At 68.8% G+C, this 16,797-nt stretch carries 16 protein-coding genes; 14 read left to right on the top strand and 2 right to left on the bottom strand.

What is annotated here, in order from left to right:
* Positions 1-24 precede the first annotated feature (24 nt).
* The gene (locus tag VXD91_RS28855; RefSeq protein ID WP_346416994.1) at positions 25-1,440 is read right to left on the bottom strand and encodes an O-antigen ligase family protein; all 1,416 of its coding nucleotides are present in this window, start codon (positions 1,438-1,440) and stop codon (positions 25-27) included.
* Between the two features lie 132 nt (positions 1,441-1,572).
* Here VXD91_RS28855 and VXD91_RS28850 point away from each other — a divergent pair, with 132 nt between their 5' ends.
* The 12 genes from VXD91_RS28850 to VXD91_RS28795 all read left to right on the top strand — a co-directional run bounded on the left by VXD91_RS28850 (position 1,573) and on the right by VXD91_RS28795 (position 14,377).
* Positions 1,573-3,048 carry an AAA family ATPase gene (locus VXD91_RS28850; protein ID WP_346416993.1) on the top strand — a complete coding sequence of 492 codons (1,476 nt, stop codon included), beginning with the start codon at positions 1,573-1,575 and terminating at the stop codon, positions 3,046-3,048.
* Positions 3,048-4,331, top strand: coding sequence for a lipase family protein (locus VXD91_RS28845; protein WP_212806613.1), 1,284 nt, complete (start codon positions 3,048-3,050; stop codon positions 4,329-4,331). Before VXD91_RS28850 ends, VXD91_RS28845 begins: the two co-directional genes overlap by 1 nt.
* Positions 4,328-4,996, top strand: coding sequence for a hypothetical protein (locus tag VXD91_RS28840; protein ID WP_212806612.1), 669 nt, complete (start codon positions 4,328-4,330; stop codon positions 4,994-4,996). The genes VXD91_RS28845 and VXD91_RS28840 overlap by 4 nt, the downstream gene beginning before the upstream one ends.
* Positions 4,993-6,246 carry an alpha/beta fold hydrolase gene (locus VXD91_RS28835; protein ID WP_346416992.1) on the top strand — a complete coding sequence of 418 codons (1,254 nt, stop codon included), beginning with the start codon at positions 4,993-4,995 and terminating at the stop codon, positions 6,244-6,246. Before VXD91_RS28840 ends, VXD91_RS28835 begins: the two co-directional genes overlap by 4 nt.
* Entirely contained in the window at positions 6,243-7,472 is a 1,230-nt protein-coding gene (locus VXD91_RS28830) for an acyltransferase (RefSeq protein ID WP_212806610.1), read from the top strand. The genes VXD91_RS28835 and VXD91_RS28830 overlap by 4 nt, the downstream gene beginning before the upstream one ends.
* On the top strand, positions 7,473-8,711 hold the full coding sequence (locus tag VXD91_RS28825; protein ID WP_212806609.1) for a lipase family protein: 1,239 nt from the start codon (positions 7,473-7,475) through the stop codon (positions 8,709-8,711).
* On the top strand, positions 8,683-9,579 hold the full coding sequence (locus VXD91_RS28820) for a sialate O-acetylesterase (RefSeq protein WP_212806608.1): 897 nt from the start codon (positions 8,683-8,685) through the stop codon (positions 9,577-9,579). Before VXD91_RS28825 ends, VXD91_RS28820 begins: the two co-directional genes overlap by 29 nt.
* Entirely contained in the window at positions 9,566-10,141 is a 576-nt protein-coding gene (locus VXD91_RS28815; RefSeq protein ID WP_346416991.1) for a YdcF family protein, read from the top strand. The genes VXD91_RS28820 and VXD91_RS28815 overlap by 14 nt, the downstream gene beginning before the upstream one ends.
* Before the next feature lie 113 nt (positions 10,142-10,254).
* Positions 10,255-11,778 (top strand): sugar transferase, encoded by a 1,524-nt coding sequence (locus VXD91_RS28810; protein ID WP_346416990.1) that lies wholly within the window; start codon positions 10,255-10,257, stop codon positions 11,776-11,778.
* Positions 11,779-11,815: 37 nt separating this feature from the next.
* The gene (locus tag VXD91_RS28805) at positions 11,816-13,045 is read left to right on the top strand and encodes a lipase family protein (protein ID WP_346416989.1); all 1,230 of its coding nucleotides are present in this window, start codon (positions 11,816-11,818) and stop codon (positions 13,043-13,045) included.
* Positions 13,035-13,838: a biotin--[acetyl-CoA-carboxylase] ligase gene (locus VXD91_RS28800; protein ID WP_346416988.1), complete on the top strand. Its 804-nt coding sequence runs from the start codon at positions 13,035-13,037 to the stop codon at positions 13,836-13,838. Before VXD91_RS28805 ends, VXD91_RS28800 begins: the two co-directional genes overlap by 11 nt.
* A gap of 20 nt (positions 13,839-13,858) precedes the next feature.
* Positions 13,859-14,377, top strand: coding sequence for a PH domain-containing protein (locus VXD91_RS28795; RefSeq protein ID WP_020102897.1), 519 nt, complete (start codon positions 13,859-13,861; stop codon positions 14,375-14,377).
* Here the strand turns inward: VXD91_RS28795 and VXD91_RS28790 are convergent.
* Positions 14,332-14,946, bottom strand: coding sequence for a GtrA family protein (locus tag VXD91_RS28790; RefSeq protein ID WP_020102898.1), 615 nt, complete (start codon positions 14,944-14,946; stop codon positions 14,332-14,334). The genes VXD91_RS28795 and VXD91_RS28790 overlap by 46 nt on opposite strands.
* Before the next feature lie 117 nt (positions 14,947-15,063).
* Here VXD91_RS28790 and VXD91_RS28785 point away from each other — a divergent pair, with 117 nt between their 5' ends.
* Both VXD91_RS28785 and purE read left to right on the top strand, forming a co-directional pair.
* On the top strand, positions 15,064-16,281 hold the full coding sequence (locus tag VXD91_RS28785) for a 5-(carboxyamino)imidazole ribonucleotide synthase (protein WP_346416987.1): 1,218 nt from the start codon (positions 15,064-15,066) through the stop codon (positions 16,279-16,281).
* The gene (gene purE, locus VXD91_RS28780) at positions 16,274-16,789 is read left to right on the top strand and encodes a 5-(carboxyamino)imidazole ribonucleotide mutase (RefSeq protein ID WP_346416986.1); all 516 of its coding nucleotides are present in this window, start codon (positions 16,274-16,276) and stop codon (positions 16,787-16,789) included. Before VXD91_RS28785 ends, purE begins: the two co-directional genes overlap by 8 nt.
* The last annotated feature ends 8 nt before the right edge of the window (positions 16,790-16,797 follow it).

Genomic DNA, 16,797 nt, shown 5'->3' with positions numbered 1-16,797 from the left:
GCGTCGCGAGGCGCAAACGCGCACTCAGTGTGCAGCAGCAATGGGCATTTGCTGTGAATCTGCTTGGGCGTGTCGCCGTATCTGATCTCGGCGTTCTCGGTCTATATGCACCAGGAATGCCAGCAAAATGGAGAATTTGAGCGTGGCCGGCGGGATACCGACCACCGGGTGATCGAGTTGCAGCGCGACAACGCAGAATCCGATGAAGATGCCGCCGTACACCGCCCACGGAAATGAATTGGAACGGATGGCGCGGTAGCTCATGACGCAACCGATCAGCATGATCGCAAAGAACGCCAGACCGGTGAAGATGCCGCCGCGGTAAATCGTCAGCAATGGCGCGTTCGACACGTGGTTGAGCACGAACGCATAGTTGCCGTCCCGGAATTCGAGCCGGTTCCAGCCCTTTCCGAACAGCCAGTAACCGGCCATGGTGTCGGGGAATTCGCGGATGGCATCAATTCGTGACGTGGAACCGACGTCGTCACTGCTGAACGAGTGCGCGAATCTGGTGCGCACCTCGGGTATCGCGGCCGCGAGGCCAACGGCGGCGATCATGGCGGCGATGGCCAGCCCACGGTCCCGCGCCCGCATGGTGTGGAAGGCCAGCACCAGCAGCGCCCCGGCGACGACGGTGAACATGCCGGCCCGACTCAGCGTGAGCAGCAGCGCGACCGCGAAGATGCCGGTCACCACGATGCGCTGCCAACCGGCCAGGACGACCAGGGCGACGGCGATCGAGACCACCAGCGCGATGCCTTCGGCGTTGGGGTCGACCGAGGTGCCGCCGAGGCGCATGGAACGCGCCATGCCGCCGTCGGTGAAGGCGAAGCGGGTGGCGGTGTACTCCGCGGCATAACCGAAGACCCGCAGGTATTTGAACGACGTCTGGTTGGGGTCGAAAGCCACGATGTACAAGCCGAATACGGCGTTGAACAACGTCGCGTAGACGAATATGCGGCCGAATTTCTCCAGATGCTCGGACGTCAGGCTGCTCAGTGCGATCGCGACGAGCGTCACGACCGACCACCGGACGATCTGGATGATGTCGCCCATGCCGACGCCGGTTACCGCGACCGACGCGACCGAGGTGATCACGAGCGCGATGATCGACCATTCCATCGGATGAATCGGGCGGGCCAGTCGCGGATGTACGAACAACGCGACCACCGCACCGAATGCGAACGGCAGATATAAGGGGACGTGAACACCCGGGAAATATCCGAAAGGCAGGGCGCCGGTGACGACCGCCAATCCGTACAAGAACCACAGCGGATGCCGTAATCCGACATAGATGCCGACAACCAGTGCGGCAATAGCGACAATGCCCAACAAAGTGAGCTGGCCGAAAGACGTCGCCAACCAGACCAAGCCCACGATCCCGGCCAGAATCCCGGCCGATGATTTAAGATTGCCGAGTTGACCCAAACGGGCGTTCATGCCGACTATGTTCTCAGCTCGACCAGCTAAGCTCAAGCAGGTTGCCCGGACCCGTGGCGCGTCTGAATGGTCGGTCCGGTTCCCAGCCGTTAATCTGTGAGCCGTCGCATTGCTGAAATAAGGGGCACGACCTTGGAGATCAAAGAGTACCTGCGGATATTCGGCCGGTACTGGTGGGCGATCGTGGCGCTGGCGGTTGTCGGGGGTGTCGCGGGCTGGGCGTGGTGGGAATTCGGTGATCGCGAATACCAGTCCAGCGCGACGCTTTTCGTGGCGACCCAGAACGGCACCTCGGTCACCGAGGCCTACCAGAACAACCTGTTCTCCCAGGACCGCGTGAACTCCTACGCCACCCTCGCCATGAGCGAGCAGGTGGCCGCCCGCGCGGTGGACCAGCTGAAGGCGACCATCTCGGCGGGCGAACTGCGGTCCAAGGTCACCGCCGTCCCGCTGCCGAAGACCGTGTTGCTGCAGGTCTCGGTCACCGACAAGGACCCGGGCCAGGCGCAGACCTACGCCAGCGCGGTGGCCGATCAGCTCGCCGGCCTGGTGGGGGAGCTGGAGACGTCCCGCCGTGGCGGCAGCCCCGCCGCGGGCGCCATCGTGGTGGACGAGGCCGGCTATCCGACCAAGCCCCTGGGCTATTCGATGGTCACCCGCATCGGGATGGGACTGGCCGGTGGCCTCGTTCTCGGCCTGCTGGCGGCCATCGTGCTCGGCATCATCGACCGCCGCGTGCGCGGCCGCGACCGCGTGGCCGACGCCAGTGGTTCGCTGCTCATGGGCGCGCTGCCCGCGGACTCGGCCCGGAGCCATGCGCCGGTGGTCGACCTGGCCGCCGAAGGTGCCTATCCGGAGGCGCTGCGCGAGCTCCGCAACAATTTGCGGTTCACCGTGCCGGCAAATCGCGATGAAGCCGCTCGGGTGATCGCGGTGGCCAGTCCGTCGCCGTCCGACGGGCGGACGACGGTGGCCATCGATCTGGCCGCCGTGCTGGCCGAGACCGGCCGAAGTGTGGTGCTGGTGGACGGTGACCTGCGCAACCCGGCGGTGGCACAGCGACTGGACCTGACCCCGGCGGCCCGTCAAGGGGCGGCCGACCGCGGCCTGAGCACCGTGCTGGTCGGCGAGAACACCGTCGCCGAGAGCCTGATCCCCGAGGTCTCCGTCGGTCAGCACCGGATCGCGGTGTTGCCCGCGGGCCCCGCCACCACGCGTCCCGGCGAGTTGTGGGCCGGCGACCACACCGAGAGCCTGTTCGCCGACCTGTCCGGCCAGTTCGACTACGTCGTCGTGGACACGCCGCCGCTGGGCAAGTACAACGACGGTGCCGTCGCCGCCGCGCTGTCGGACGGGGCGCTGCTGGTCGGCCGCATCCGGCACACCACGAGCAATGCGCTCACCCGTGCCGTGCAGACCCTGAAGTCCGCCAACGCGGTGCTGATCGGTTCGGTCGCCACCGACGAACCGGTCGAGTTCAAGCTCCACATCGGCGGGTCCGACGGCCCCAAGTCCGGTGGCGACAAGAGCAAGAAGGCGGCGTCGAAGGCCGCCCCCAAGGCTGCACCGCAGCCCGAGGCCAAGACGGCGGCGCACCAGAAGCCGTGATGCGTCAGGTTGAGTTGCGGCGCACGGTACTGGCACTGGCTGCAGTGCTGGTCACCGTGGCTGCGTGCGGCCAGTCGGGCCCGGTGCCGCCGCGACCGGGTGACGACGTGCGTCCCACCCGGGACCTCACCCCGATGTTCCCGGGGGCCGAGGCGTTGCCGCCGCCCGATCTCACCGACGACGGCCCGGGTTCCCTTGTCGAGCTGAAGCCCGTCAAAGGCGACCGCAGCTTCGACGAGGCCGGCGCCACCGCGGCGCGCATCGTGTACCGGTCCACCAGCGGCGTGGACGGCCGTCCCATCCAGGTCAGCGCGCTGATCGCGGTGCCCCCGGGCCCCGCGCCCAAGGGCGGCTGGCCCATCATCTCGTTCGGGCACGACACCACCGGGCTGCTGCCGAAGTGCGCGCCGACCCTCGCGCCGCAGTTCTGGGGCTACTCGACCGGCATGACGGTGTATCTGCGGCGCGGCTTCGCCATCGCCCTGTCCGACTACCAGGGGCTGGGCATCGACCCCGGTTCCAGCGCCCGGCAGCACTCCATCCTGGACGCGAACAGCCTGGGCAACAGCATCATCGACGCCGCTCGCGCGATCCATCGTGCCGCTCCGTCGACCAGCACCAACTGGGGTGCGCTGGGCGCCGGTGAAGGCGGCCTGGCCGCGTGGGCCGCGGCCGAACGCAACGGCACCTACGGCGCCGGCATGAACATGGTCGGCGCGGTGGCGGTCAACCCGATCGCCGATCTGGCGCCGCTCGCCGACCCGGACCGCACCGCCGCGCTGGCGACCGCCGATCAGTACCGGCTGCAGATCCGGGCGCTGCAGAGCCTGGAAACCATGCAGCCCGACTTCGACCTCGACGCGCACCGCTCGGCGAAACTCAAGGACCAGTGGGACCTGTTGGTCGACTGTGCGCCGCGCGACGTCGCGGCCGCCCAGCTGGCGCTGAATCAGTTGACTCCCAACGACTTCCAGGCCAAGGACGCGGCCGCCGCCGCTGACCTCAAGCGGCGCCTCGGTGCCGTCGCGCTGCCCAGTCCCGTTGCGGGCCCGAACGATCCGCCGGTGTTGGTGGCGTTCGGTACGGCCGACACCGTCAACCCGGCGGCCGGCGTGCTGACGGCCACCGCGGCCGCGTGTGCCCGCGGCCAGCAGATCGTGCTGATGCGCGGCGTCGGCGACACCGGCGTGATCAACGACCAGACGATGCAGAACGCGCTGGCGTGGCTGCAGGCGCGGTTCGACGGCGAGCGCGTGGCCGACGTCTGTGTGGGGGCGACGTGATCACCCCGGCCGGAGTGCCGCGGGTGCGCGACTACGTGCTGTTCGTCAAGAACAGCTGGGTGCTGGTGCTCGTCACCACCATCGCGAGCGCGCTGATGGGCTGGGTGGGCTGGGAGTACGCCAAGCCGGAGTACCGGTCGACCGCATCGGTTTTCGTCCGGACCGAGGGCAGCGCATCGCCGCTCGACGCCTACTACGGCGACGCCGGCATGCTCGGCCTGATGGAGACCTACCGGAACCTGGCCACCAGCTCCCAGATCACCGCACCCATCATCCAGAAGCTGGGCCTCATCGAATCCGACAAGGAGCTCGCGGCCCGGATCGTCATATTGCCCAGTGCCACAGCGATGTTGAACGTCACGGTCACCGGCGGTGATGCCGACCAGACCACGCAGATCGCGCACGAGGTCGTGAACGACATGGTCGCGGTGGGCAACCGGCTGGCCCTGGTCGCCGGTACCAGCGCGACGCTCGTCGTCATCGACGACGCCAGCCCTGCCGAACGGGTGGGCACCGTCTGGTCCTACGTGATGACCGGGACAGTGCTGGGTTTCGCGCTGTGTGTTGTCGCGGTCATCGCGCGGGCACTGATCTTCGACCGGGTGCAGAGTCGCCGACACCTCGAGCGGGTGATCGGTGACGCGACCGCCGGGACCTCGGGATGAACTCGCGGCAGCTGCGGCGTGTGGTCGCCGCGGGTCTGCTCGCCGCGGTGTGTCTGACCGCGCCGGCCTGCCAGCGTGATCCGGCGCCGAAAAAGGCCGGGCCCCTCACGGCTGGAGGTATCGACCTCAAACCCGACACCACGGGCGCCGGCCAGGTGCCCGGCGCGCTGGTGTCGGCGTCGACGTTCCCCACGCTGGACCTGCGGCTGAAATCGGCCGTGTCGCTGGCGGCCCGCATCGGCTACACGTCGACGTCGGGCATCACCGGCGAACACACCGAGGTATCGGGCTCCGTCTTCGTGCCGAACGGGACACCGCCGCCGGGCGGCTGGCCGATCATCGTCTTCGGCCACGCGACGTCCGGCGTGCAACGCGACTGCGGACCGTCGGGGTCGTCGACGCTGCAGGGGCTGTCCGCGCCGATCACCACGCTGGTCAAGGCCGGCTATCTGGTGAGCCTGCCGGACTATCAGGGCCTCGGCCCGGGCACCGCCGGCCATCCGTACGCCGACGCCACCACGGTGGGCTACAACGTCATCGACTCGGTGCGCGCGGCGCACAAGCTGGTACCGCAGTCGTCGGACCGCTGGCTGGCGGTCGGGGTGTCCCAGGGCGGCCAAGCTGCCTGGGCCGCAAACGAACTCGCCGGCCGCTACGGCACCGGGCTGAACCTCGTCGGCACCGTCAGCCTGTCGCCGGCCACCGATCTCACCGGCCTGGCCGCCGGGGCCGCGGCCGGCAGCCTGTCGAAAGAGCAGGGCGCCATCCTGCAGCTCATCCTGGCCTCCCTGGCGACCGAGAACCCGTCCCTGAACCTGGCGGACTACCGCCGCGGCGAGATCGTCGAGCACTGGGACGTCCTCGCCTCGTGCCGTACCGAAGACGCCGCGGCGCGCACCGCGGCGATCGACAAGATCACGCCCGACGACCTGCGGCCCGCGAACCCGCAGGCGGAAGCGACGCTGCAGGGCCTGCTGGCCAAGCGGAGCCTGCCCAAGGAGCCGACGTCCGCGCCGATGCTCGTGCTGTACGGCGGCCAGGACACCCTGCTGCCGCCGGACTGGACGAACAAGGCGCTCGCCGCCGCGTGCCGCCTCGGCGACGTCATCGACATCATGTTCCAGCCGACCAAGGGGCACGCCGACATCGACGTGGCGACGTCCTACGACTGGATCAAGGACCGGTTCGACGGCGTCCCCGCCCCGAACAGTTGTCCGTCATTCAATTCCACGCAGGGAGCAGGACAGTGAACGCGCCGACCTCGGCACCGGTCCGGACCCGGGCCCGCATCATCGGGCTGGACGGCGCCCGCGGGCTGTCGTGCCTCGGCGTCGCCGTCATGCACGTCACCGGGCACTACTCGCCGCAGACGGCCTACCACTGGAAGACGAACCTGGTCGGGCTGTCGCTGATCTTCTTCTACGCGCTCAGCGGTTTCCTGCTGTTCCTGCCCTACGTGCGCAACCTGATCGAGCAGCGCGAACTGCCCAGCACCGCAAACTTCGCCGTCCACCGCATCGCCCGCATCCTGCCCGGCTACCTGGTCATCTTCCTGCTGTGCAACTACCTGCTGCAGATCGTCTACATCGAGAACGCGTCGCTGCAGCCGACGCGCACCGAAGACGGCACCGGCATGATCACCGACCCGTGGCAGCTGATCGCCAACCTGACCCTCATGCAGTCGTACATCCCGAAGTACTTCCAGACCGGCCTGAACCCGTCGTGGTCGCTGACGCTGGAATACGCGTTCTACCTTTCGATCCCGCTGCTGGGCATGCTGCTGTTCGCCCTCGCCCGGCGATCGAACCTGCGGCCGTGGGTCATCGTGTCCCTCGGTCCGGCGCTGCTGATCGCGCTGGGCTTCATCGGCCGGGCCTTCGTGCCGTGGATGATCTCGGCACTGCACCTGACCGATCCGACGGAGATCAACTGGGGCGCCAACTGGGTCGCGGTCTACACCAAGACCTTCCTGACGAACTCCGACACCTTCGCGTTCGGCATGGCCGCCGCGGTACTGGTCGTGGCCATGGAGCACAACGCGATTCGCGAGAAGCTCAGCCGGCGCGTCCGGCTGTACAGCTTCCTGGCGATGTTCCCGGCGGGCATCGTCATGCTCGGGCTGATCGCCCTGGCCAACCCGTACGCGACGTCGGCCCTGGCGGTGCTGTGCGCGCTGGGCATCCTCGTCATCGTCGCGCCGCTGTTCCGCGGGGAGCGCTCCGGCCTGGCCGAGCTGCTGGACACCGCGCCCTTCCGGTTCGTCGGGAAGGTCTCGCTGTCGGCCTACCTCTGGCATTTCCCCCTCATGCTGTTGCTGGGACGCTGGGGCCTGATGGCCGGCGACACCGTGCCCGGCATGCTGCGCAACGTGGCGCTCGTCCTGGCGGTGACACTCGTGGTCTCGGCCGTCACGTACTACGCAGTGGAAGAACCCGTCATGAAATTCGCCAAGCGGTACCGCACCAGGTGGTCCTGAATGCGTCGTGCGATCCAGTGGGGCGCCGCACTCGCGGCAGTGCTCCTGATCGCGGCGTCGTTGCCGGTGATGTGGCAGGTCGGTAGCTGGGCCCTGGACAAGCTGCGGCACGGCGACGCCGGCGACCCGGTGCCGATCCGCACTGCCGACCTCACCGGCTCGGGCCCGGGCAGCCTGATCAGCGCCATGACGATGCCGGCGCTGACCAACTCGGTGGAAGGCAAGGATCTGCAGGCCGCCCGCGTGGTCTACCGATCCACCTCGGGTGACACCGATGCGCCGACGGTGGTGTCGGGATCGGTGTTCACGCCCCGGGGCCAGGCGCCCGACGGCGGCTGGCCGGTGATCGCGCTGGCCCACGGCACCACCGGCATCGACCAGCCCTGTGCGCCGTCGCTGTCGGCGAATCTCCTCGGCAACGTGGTGTTCGTGCAGGGCTTCGTCAACCTCGGTTTCGCCGTGGCCCTCGCCGACTACCAGGGGCTGGGTGCCCCCGGTGTCCATCCGTACACCGACAGCCGCACCGCGGGCCGCAACGTCATCGACTCCGTCCGCGCCCTGCGCCACACCTTCCGCGACATCTCCAACCGCTGGGCCGTGTTCGGCGGCTCGCAGGGCGGCGGCGCGGCGTGGGCCGCAGACGAACAGGCGCGCACCTACGCGCCCGAACTCGACCTGATCGGGGCGGCCGCCAGCGTGCCGTCGGCCGACGTGGCGGGCATCGTCGACAAAGCCGTCGCGGGCACCATGACCAAGGATCAGGAAGCGGCGTTCCAGGCGATCGTCGAGTCGCTGGCCCGGCTGCATCCGGACCTGAACCGCGACGACTACCGCAGGGGCGCGGCGGCCCGGTACTGGAAGGTGCTGTCGGCGTGCTCGGGGCCCGACGTCGCCTACCGCGCCACCGCCATCGACGCGATCGGACCGACCGACCTGGCGCCCGTCGACGCGGCGGCCGCCGACCGGCTCCGTCGCCTGCTGCAGGACTGGGCGCTGCCGCAGCAGCCGCTGTCGGCTCCCATGTCGGTGGTCTACGGCGGCAAGGACACCTTCCTCGACCCGGAATGGACGAAGGCCGCCATCGCCCGCGCATGTTCGCTGGGCGGTACGGTGGTCTGGAATTTCCAGCCGGACGGTGGGCATGCCGATATTGACGGACCGGGTCAATTGCGGTGGCTGGCAGAACGATTCAGGGGAGGCGAGGCGGTCAATGACTGTCCTGCGCAGGGGACCACGTAATCCCGACGGCGACAGCCCGATTCATCAACAGTTGCTGATCGAGGCGAAATGCATCGTGAAGCGACTCATCGCGCCCCGCGGCACCCCCGTCGGCGAGCCCGAGCGGCCATACCTGATCCTGCCGATCCTGGGGCAGTCCAACGCGTTCGGCATGGGGCTCCCCGTCGAGCCCGACGGCTTGGACCGGCCCCATCCGCTGGTGCACCAGTGGGCCATGTGCGGGCCGTCCAAAGGCACCGCGGTGCTGGCGACGCAGCCGCTGCTGCACGAAATACCTTGCAAATACGTCGGTTTCGGTCCGACCTTCGCCAAGCAACTCGCCGAGGACACCGGACGTCCGGTGCTGCTGATCCCCGGTGCCCGCGGCGACACCTCGTTCACCCCGAAGAACGGGCACACCTGGGATCCGGCCGACCGCAAGACCCGCGTGAACCTGTACCGCCGGGCCGTGAAGGCCATCGACGCGGCGCTCGCGCGGTATCCCGGCAGTGAGATCGCCACCGTGCTCTGGCATCAGGGGGAGACCGACGTGCCACTGATCTCCGGCGCGCAGTACCAGGAGAAGCTCGACTCGCTGATCGGCGACATGCGCGCGCGGTACGGGGAGCGCCTGCCGTTCGTGCTGGGCCAGATGGTGCCCGAGGAGATGGAGCTGAGCGGCAAGCCCTACGCCGCGATCGACGCCGTCCACGCCGACACCCCGAACCGGTGGCCACTGACCACCTTCGTGCCGGGCCCGCGTGATTCGTACAACAGTCCCGACGATCGGCACTACAGCGCCGCCGGGCAGCGCGAGTTGGGTCGCCGCATGTGGCAGCAGTACCGCGAGATGTGCGCCGAACAACTGGCGGACTATGGCACGCGGTGACCTCGGCCGAATCGTTCGTCGCGTCATCGGCGTGGTCACGATCGTCCTGCTCGTCGATGTCGGGCTGGCCGGGGTGGTGCTGTTCGCCAACGCCAAGTCCGATCCGCTGCAGCGGGCCGACGCGATCATCGTGCTGGCCGGCGAACACGACGGCCGCGAACAGTACGGGCTGAGCCTGGCTCGCCAGGGCTGGGCGCGCACCGTCGTGCTGTCCAATCCGTACCTACCGGGCGACCCGCAGATGAAGAGCGCCTGCGCGCCGGCGGCGGACATCGAGGTGATCTGCCGCAAGCCGGAGATCCTGACCACCCGCGGCGAGGCCATGATGATGCGCCGGCTCTCCGAGGGCCGATCCTGGCACCGGATCATCGTGGTCAGCTGGCGGTATCACCTGCCGCGCGCCCGCCTGGTCTTCCGGCAGTGCTATTCCACGGACCACGGTTCGGTTGTCGCGGTGGCTTTGCCCAGGGACTACGACTTCTCGCCGATCGGGTGGGAACTGACGTTCTTCTATCAGTTTGCCGGGTTCGCTAAGGCCGCGCTGCAGGGACGCTGTACTTGACCTGCCTATTTTTCTGATCGGTGGTATTTTCGAGCAAACGATGCGATAGTAGTCGCAGTTCGCTGAGCGGGGGCTATGGCGAACGGCCAGCAAATGGGAGGGAGTAGGCGTCAGTGTCCGTGGCAGAAGAACTCTTCGTTCCCGAGGCTTCTCCCGCGCGTCCCGTGCGGGCCGTCGCGCCTTTAGCTGACCGGGCCTGGCAGACCCGCTACCGCTGGTGCCTCATCGCATTCGATCTGGTCGTGGTCGTGTTGGCCCTGGCGAGCGCCCAGTTCGTCAAGCTCGGTACACCGGACGCTTCCCTGGAATTCACTTCGACGTACCTGCACGTCTTCTCGTACTACTCGGTGCTGTCGGCGTTCGTCGCCGTCATCTGGCTGGCGATGCTGGCCGCGTACCGCACCCGGTCGCCGCGCATCGTGGGCGCCGGCGTCGAGGAGTACCGCCGGGTGTTCTCCGCGACCCTGGCCACCGTCGGCATCATCGCCGTCGCCCTCATGATCTTCCGCCCTGAATACGCTCGCGGCTACTTGGCCGTCGCGCTGCCGCTCGGCCTCGTCGGCCTCGTCGTCGGCCGGACCATCTGCCGCCGCGTGCTGGCCCGGCTGCGCCGGCGCAACAAGTGCGTCGCCTCGGTGCTGGCGGTCGGCGACCCGCGCGCCGTCAGCAACCTGGTGCAGTCCCTGCACCGCGAATGGTGGTACGGCTACTCCGTCCGCGGCGTCTGTCTCACCGGTCGTCCCGCCGGCGGCACGTTCGACGTCGCCGGGGTCGGCGAGCTGCCGGTGCTCGGCAACGAGACCCAGGTCTCCGACGCCATTTCGCAGGCCGGCTTCGACGCCGTCGCCCTGACCACGACGGATCACCTCGGCCCCGAAGGCGTGCGTGAGCTGTCCTGGGAGCTCGACAAGCTCGGCATCGACATGGTGGTGTCGCCGAGCGTCATCGACGTCGCCGGCCCCCGGCTCACCATGCGTCCCGTCGCCGGTCTGCCGCTGATCCACGTCGAGCGTCCGCAGTACAGCGGGACCAAGAAACTCCAGAAGCGCGCCTTCGACGTCTTCGTCGCGCTGTTCGCGCTCACCGTGACCGCGCCGCTGATGGTGCTGTCGGCCATCGCCATCAAGCTCACCAGCCGCGGCCCGGTCTTCTACCGTTCCGAGCGAATCGGCTTGGACGGCAAGCCGTTCCAGATGACGAAGTTCCGCACCATGGTGCAGGGCGCCGACCGCATGGTCGACGACCTGATCAGCCTCGACCTCAACGAGAGCGGCAGCGGCGTGCTGTTCAAGATCCACGACGACCCACGGGTCACGCTGGTCGGAAAGTACCTGCGGCGCTACAGCATCGACGAACTGCCGCAGTTCTTCAACGTGCTGCGCCGCGACATGAGCGTCGTCGGGCCGCGCCCGCCGCTGCGCCGCGAGTTCGACACGTACAACGAGCAGGTGCGCCGCCGGCTGCTGGTGCTGCCCGGGATCACCGGGCTGTGGCAGGTCAGTGGCCGCGCCGACCTGTCGTGGGAGGACTCGGTGCGACTCGACCTGTCGTACGTCGAGAACTGGTCGATCACCAACGATCTGCTGATCGCGGCCAAGACCTTCCGCACCATCATCGGCGGTTCTGGCGCCTACTGAGCCCGGGCGGGCGACCGCCGGTGAATAATCCCCATTGATGCGTAAAGCCCTGCCGTGGATAGTGGTGGCCGTCCTGGTCGTCGGTGGTCTCACCGCCGCGACCTACCTCCGGCCGCTGGCCCTGATCGCGGCCTCCAAGACCCTGGACATGTTCATTCCGCTGTCCGGCGCGCCGGAGCCGATCGGTTCGGCCGATCTCGCCGGCTCGGGCCCGGGCACCCTGCTGTCGGCGACGACCATGCCGGGGGTCACCAGCACCTTCACCGGCCAGGGGATTCGCGCCGCACACGTGGTGTACCGCTCGACCTCGGGTGACACCGGCGCGCAGACCGTCGTCTCGGGCGCGGTGCTCACCCCGCTGGGCCGGGCGCCCAAGGACGGCTGGCCCGTGGTGGCCCTCGGGCACGGCACCCTGGGCATCGACAACAACTGCGGGCCGTCGCTGTCGCCGACCCTGATGAACCTGTTGCCCATCGCGAAAGTGGTGATCAACCTCGGGTACGCCGTCGCGCTGGCCGACTACCAGGGACTGGGCGTCAAGGGTGTGCACCCGTACTCCGACGCCCGCACCGCCGGTCTCAACATGATCGACGCGGTCCGCGCGGCCCGGCATGTGTTCGGCGACATCGGGGCGACGTGGGCGGCGTTCGGCGACTCGCAGGGTGGCGCCGCGGCCTGGGCCGCCGACGAGCAGGCCGAGCCCTACGCCCCGGAACTCAAGTTGGTCGGTGCGGTCGCCGTGGCGCCCGCCGCCGATATCAGCGGCCTGGTGGCGAAATCGCAGACGGGCACGTTGACCAGCGAGCAGCGACCGGTGCTGCAGGCGCTGATCGAATCACTGGCCCGGCTGCACCCCGACCTGAACCGCGACGACTACCGGCACGGCGGTGCGTCCCGCTACTGGAACGTGCTGACGGACTGCAGCGCCGGCGCGGCCTACAAGCGTGCCGTGGCCGCCGGTCAACTCGGGCCGCGTGACTTCCTGCCGGTTTCGCCGGATGCCGCCCAGCGGCTGCAGGATCTCTTGCAGGCGTGGGCAATTCCACAGCGCCGGCTGACCGCGCCGCTGTACGTCTGGTACGGCGGTCAGGACCCCTTCATCGATTCCGTGTGGACGAAGGCGGCCATCGGGCGCGCCTGTTCGCTCGGGGGCACGGTCACGACAGAGTTCGACCCGCGCGGCGGCCACAACCCGCCCGCGGCGCAGGAGATGCTCGACTGGATGGCGGATCGGTTCGCCGGGAAGAAGGTAACCAATGACTGCTGAGCTGCTGCCGCTGGACGCCGCGGCGATCCAGGCGTCCGTCGGCGACGGCTGGCGCGTCGAGGTGGTGGCCCAAACCGGTTCCACCAACGCCGATCTCGCGGCGCGGGCACAGTCCGGTGAGAACGTCGGGGGCGTCGCCCTGTTCACCGAGGACCAGACGGAGGGACGCGGGCGCCAGGGCCGCACCTGGACGGCGGTGCCGCGGTCGCAGATTCTGGTGTCGATCGGGGTGGACACCACCGACGTGCCGAGCGAAACCTGGGGCCTGTTGTCACTGGCCGCCGGCGTGGCTGTCGTCGAGGCCGTTGCCGAGGTGGCCGGCGTGCAGGCCGCGCTCAAGTGGCCCAACGACGTGCTGGTGGGCACCGGCAAGCTCGCCGGGATTCTCGCGGAGGTCGCGGCGCCGGCCGGCGGCTCGCCCGTCATCGTCGTGGGCATCGGGCTGAACGTGTCGCTCGCCGCGGACGAACTGCCCGACCCGGTGGCCGTCTCGCTGTTGAGTCTCGGTGCGGCACAAGCGGATCGGCAGCAGCTGGCCGTGGCGCTGTTGAACCGTCTGCACGCGCGGATCGCCGAATGGCGCGCGGGTGGCAACGTCGAGCTGCTGGCCATCTACCGCAAGCACAGCGCCACGCTCGGGCAGTCGGTGCGGGCCGAGTTGCCCGGTGGGCGTGCGGTGGTCGGGCAGGCCTCCGAAATCGACGCCGGTGGTGCGCTGGTGATCGATTCGGCCGACGGCCCGGTGGCCGTCTCGGCGGGTGACGTCGTGCATTTGCGGCCCGCCACGGATTGAGCACGGCCTAGAGTCTGGGTATGGGTTACCCGGACAACGTGCTGGCGGCCGACGAACATGTTGTGCTGCATCGGCACCCGCACTGGAAGCGACTGATCGGGCCGGTACTGGTGCTGCTGGCCGGGACGGCGCTGGCGGCGTTCGTCGCGGCGGTGGTCAACCACACCAACTGGGATTCGAACGCCAAGAACATCATCTTCGCGGTGATCGGTGTGGTCTGGCTGGTGGTGATCGGCTGGCTCACCGTCTGGCCGTTCCTGAACTGGCGCTCAACGCATTTCGTGATCACCGACCGGCGGGTGATGTTCCGGCGCGGCGTGCTGACGCGGTCGGGTATCGACATCCCGCTGGCGCGCATCAACAGCGTGGAGTTCCGGCACCAGCTACTGGACCGGATACTGCGCACCGGCACGCTGATCATCGAGTCGGCGTCGCAGGATCCCCTGGAATTCCATGACATTCCGCGGGTGGAGCAGGTCCACTCGCTGCTGTATCACGAAGTCTTCGACACCTTGGGTTCCGAGGAGTCGCCCAGCTGAGGGTCGTCGCCGAGTTCGTCGTAGGCCTCGGCGAAACCGCCGGCGGTGATCGTCGCCTCGAGCGTCATGTCGGGGGCGTGCTTGGCCATCTCGTCGGGGAACACCCAGCGGCGGAACGCCCAGAACCGGAACGCCATCTGCAGCAGGTTGCCGATGATGTACGCCGACAGGAAGTCGGCGATGTTCTCGATGGTCAGCGAGACGTTGGGCTGGCGCAGTTGCAGCACGTAGCTGGACACCCACAGCGGGGCCATGCTCAGCAGCACGCCGACGCCGCTGACGGCGAAGAACAGCAGCGCCTCGTGGTGACGCAGGCGGCCACCGCGGTTCTGGAAGCTCCATTCGCGGTTGAGCACGTACGACGCGATGACCGCGACGATGCCGGCGATGATCTTGGCGGTCACCGGCTTGGGCTCGAGCACCGTGAGCTTGAGGGTGTAGAAGATGCCCGAGTCGATGACGAACGTGGTGGCGCCGACGATGGCGAACTTGATGAGCTCGTGATGCCGCTCGGCAAACGGCCGGATCACTCGCGGGAGCCGCGCGATGGTGGCCTCGGTGAACGACATAAGCGGCCAGTTTACGGAAACTACCTGCATTTCACGTACCCGTGCAGGTAGCGGGCGGTAGCTAGTCGGCATAGGCAGATTCGGGGGACACCGGCGGTGCGTGACAAACTAGGCGCCGTGACGCAACCCCCCGTCGTGGCAATGATCGGTGGCGGCCAGCTGGCCCGCATGACCCACCAGGCCGCCATCGCGCTCGGCCAGACCCTGCGAGTGCTGGCCGTTTCCGCCGACGAGCCGGCCGCCCAGGTGAGCCCGGCGGTGGTGCTGGGCTCGCACACCGACCTCGAGGCGTTGCGGCAGGTCGCGGCCGGTGCGTCGGCCCTGACGTTCGATCACGAGCACGTGCCGACCGAGCTGCTGCAGACCCTCGTCGCGGACGGCGTCAACGTGGCCCCGCCGCCGGCGGCGCTGGTGCACGCCCAGGACAAGCTGGTCATGCGCCGCCGGCTGGCCGAGCTCGGCGCGCCGGTCCCGCGCTACCGGGAAGTGGCCTCGACCGCTGATCTCGATGCCATCGACGAGCTCGCCGCCGAGGTGGCTGGCGGCCTCGTGGTGAAGGCCAGCCGCGGTGGCTATGACGGCAAGGGCGTCACCCTGACCGACGACGTGGCGCAGGCCCGCGCCGCCGCCGAGGGCTATCTGGCCGCCGGCGTCGCGGTGCTGGTGGAGGAGAAGGTCGCCATGCGCCGCGAGCTGGCCGCGCTGGTCGCGCGCTCGCCGTTCGGGCAGGGCGCGGCGTGGCCCGTCGTGCACACCGTCCAGGAGGACGGCATCTGCGTCGAGGTGATCGCACCGGCGCCGCAGCTGGACCCCGCGGTGGCCACGGCGGCCGAACAGCTCGCGCTGCGGATCGCCGATGAACTCGGTGTGGTCGGCGTGCTTGCGGTCGAGCTCTTCGAGACGGTCGACGGCGCGCTGGTGGTCAACGAGCTGGCCATGCGGCCGCACAACTCTGGGCACTGGAGCATGGACGGCGCGACGACCAGCCAGTTCGAGCAGCACCTGCGCGCGGTGCTGGACTACCCGCTGGGTTCGACGGCGCCGCTGGCTCCCGTGACGGTGATGGCCAACGTGCTGGGCGCCCCGACGCAGCCGGAGATGTCGATGGACGAGCGGCTGCACCACCTGTTCGGCCGGCTGCCCGAGGCGCGGGTGCACCTGTACGGCAAAGGGGAGCGGCCCGGCCGCAAGATTGGTCACGTCAACATCGTCGGCGCGCCGGGCGGCTCGCTCGACGATGCGGACTACGTGGCCGACGTACGCGAGCGCGCCGTGCGGGCCGCGCATTGGTTGTCACACGCTGAGTGGACCGACGGATGGAGTGGACATGAGTGAGCGCGCAGGTGGCCCCCGGGTCGGCCTGATCATGGGCAGTGACAGCGACTGGTCGGTGATGGAGGACGCGGCCACCGCGCTCGCCGAGTTCGAGGTGCCGTTCGAGGTCGGCGTGGTGTCGGCGCACCGCACCCCGCAGCGCATGCTCGACTACGCCAAGACCGCCGCGGACCGCGGTGTCGAGGTGATCATCGCCGGTGCCGGTGGCGCCGCGCACCTGCCCGGCATGGTGGCGTCGGCCACTCCGCTGCCGGTGATCGGTGTGCCCGTGCCGCTGGCCCGTCTCGACGGCATGGACTCGTTGCTGTCGATCGTGCAGATGCCGGCCGGCGTGCCGGTGGCCACGGTGTCGATCGGCGGCGCGCGTAACGCGGGCCTGCTGGCGGTACGCATTCTGGGGTCGGCAGATGCCGGATTGCGGGCCCGGATGCAGCGGTTCCAGGCGGACCTGGAGCAGATGGTGCTCGACAAGGATGAGGCGCTGCGTAATCGGTTGCTGGGCAAGTAAGCTCACGA

The sequence above is a fragment of the Mycobacterium sp. SM3041 genome (assembly GCF_039668335.1).
Classification (GTDB): Bacteria; Actinomycetota; Actinomycetes; order Mycobacteriales; family Mycobacteriaceae; genus Mycobacterium.
Note: the sequence above shows the minus strand (reverse complement) of the source record. Positions and strands in the feature narration are given on the sequence as shown.